Raw genomic sequence first — 456 nt, forward strand, 5'->3', positions numbered from 1 at the left:
AGATTAATTAATACTATCTAATCCTAACGAATTACCATATTACCACATTTTTAAGCAGTTAATGCAATAATCCAAACAATAAATAACATGAACAAAGCCATCAGTTGCGTGGCCGAACCGGCATCTTTGGCACGCTTGGCCAGCTCGTGTTTTTCAGTAGAGGTATGGTCAACGGCTGCCTCGACGGCGGTATTAAACAATTCGGTAATCAATGAAATAAACGATGCGACAACAAGCACCATTTTGGTGACCGAGCCGAAATCAAGAAACAACGCCAAGACAATTAAAATCAGGTTCAACCAAAAAACTTGGCGAAATGCGCTTTCATAACGATACGCGGCAGCCAGTCCGTCTTTGGAATAACCAAACGCGTTGATAATGCGCTTGATGCCGCTTTTGCCTTTTTTCTCAGAAGCATAGGAAGATGGTTTCATCATATACTCAACATTAGAATGC

1 protein-coding gene is annotated in these 456 nt (G+C 41.2%); it reads right to left on the reverse strand.

Annotated features, from left to right (window positions below):
- Positions 1–50: 50 nt before the first annotated feature.
- Positions 51–434 carry a diacylglycerol kinase gene (locus tag ACTHUR_RS20475; protein ID WP_070461422.1) on the reverse strand — a complete coding sequence of 128 codons (384 nt, stop codon included), beginning with the start codon at positions 432–434 and terminating at the stop codon, positions 51–53.
- Positions 435–456: the final 22 nt, after the last annotated feature.

Source organism: Neisseria sp. P0021.S007 (genome assembly GCF_051956855.1).